The sequence below is a fragment of the Moorena sp. SIO3B2 genome, from assembly GCF_010692525.1.
Taxonomy (GTDB): domain Bacteria; phylum Cyanobacteriota; class Cyanobacteriia; order Cyanobacteriales; family Coleofasciculaceae; genus Moorena; species Moorena producens.
Genome location: NZ_JAAHHE010000840.1, coordinates 1 through 1,535, shown reverse-complemented (window position 1 = coordinate 1,535; position 1,535 = coordinate 1). Strand labels below are relative to the sequence as shown.

General features: G+C 41.4%; 2 protein-coding genes. Both read right to left on the bottom strand.

Annotation, left to right across the window (positions count from 1 at the left end; genetic code table 11):
• Positions 1-207 precede the first annotated feature (207 nt).
• Positions 208-1,203 carry an arsenosugar biosynthesis radical SAM (seleno)protein ArsS gene (arsS, locus tag F6K38_RS41655; RefSeq protein WP_287250090.1) on the bottom strand — a complete coding sequence of 332 codons (996 nt, stop codon included), beginning with the start codon at positions 1,201-1,203 and terminating at the stop codon, positions 208-210.
• 84 nt (positions 1,204-1,287) lie between these two features.
• The coding region (locus tag F6K38_RS41650; RefSeq protein ID WP_502709666.1) for a DUF8838 domain-containing protein at positions 1,288-1,535 on the bottom strand (248 nt) is incomplete at its 5' end.

Here is a 1,535-nt window from a genome sequence, read left to right as displayed (position 1 = left end):
CCTTGAGCTCTCCAACATGTTTTGGTCCTTCCATCAGGATTTCCAGAACAGTGAGACGAGTGTTGTCCGCTAAAACTTTCAGCTTACGGACACAGAAGGCTTGAGATGATGGACTTTTTGAGTTCATGATTCAGCACTGGTCAGCAGTTGAATTATTATTGATATGAAAATCCATTCATATTATAATCAAAAAAAACTCTGATTGGATCAAATCAAAGCACCACCACAACTGGAACCAGACCCTGCTGTACAGCCATAACAATAGGAAGCAGTGCGAATTTCCTCAATGATGTCTAAACTTCCTGCTTCGATAAGTTTACTAACTGTCAACCTTTCTCCAGTGCCAGAGGTTGCTGCTACATTTTCCATCTGATTAAAATCGCAATCGTAGACATTACCCAAATAGTCAATAGACAGTTCATTGCGACACATCAAATGCTCCACCGTAGTGGCATTGAAACTGTTTTCTAGAAACACCATATAGGGAGCATATAGCTTGGTGCGTTTTAAATGAAACTTTGTTCTACCAACAGGAATATTGGTAATTGTCAATAGCTGGTTGAAGTCAAGATCAAACTGTTCTTTTAGGAACACTTTATAATCCTTCTCCAACTTAACCTGATTAGGAGTGAGAGAAAACTTTTCACTCAGTGGCAACGAAGGATTGTAGACCAAATCAAGAATTAATTTGGGGTTTCTCCCATAGCCCAACCGATTCAGCCATTGAATCGCCCGAATCGAACCATCGTAAACCCCCTGGCCGCGCATTTTATCTACATTATCTTCCAGATAACAAGGCAAAGAAGCCACTACTCGTAATTGGTGCTTAGCGAAATAGTCAGGTATATCCTCATATCCCGGTTCAAAATAAATGGTCAAATTTGACCGAACAATCACCTCCTTTCCGGTTTGGTATGCTGCTTCAACTAAGGGCTTAAAGCCATAGTTCATCTCTGGTGCGCCACCAGTCAAGTCAACGGTCTTAATTTGAGGAAACTGATAAATCAGCTTAATAAGCTGGTCACAAATTTCTGGAGAAAGTTCTTCAGTTCGCTTAGGACCAGCTTCCACATGGCAGTGACTACAAGCTAGATTACAACGCTTCCCCAGATTAATTTGTAAAACCGTGATTGGCTGTTTACTTAAGGGAGCTTGCAGTTTTTTGCGGAACGGTGTAACAGCTAAAACGTCTGTTTTAATCATATTTTTATCGCCTTGGGATTGTGAGACTTATTAAGTCTAAAGTCTGTTCGCGTAGCGTCGGCGAACAGACTTTATCCTTGATCTCTAACAACAACCACCACCAATATAGTGCCAAGTTGAATCGGTGATTAAGATTTCTTCTGGATTGACCTTTCCTAATTTCGCGGCTGTTTTATCACAAACAGCGGCTGGCACACCACGGGAGAGGATGTGTCCCGCATTGTCATCAAAAAACTCTTCCGCGCCCATGTAAATTGCTGTTTTGCCAGTAAAAATACATGGTCCATCCTCTGGGATCACAACTTTGAAAGAAACAGAATCCAGACTTTCCA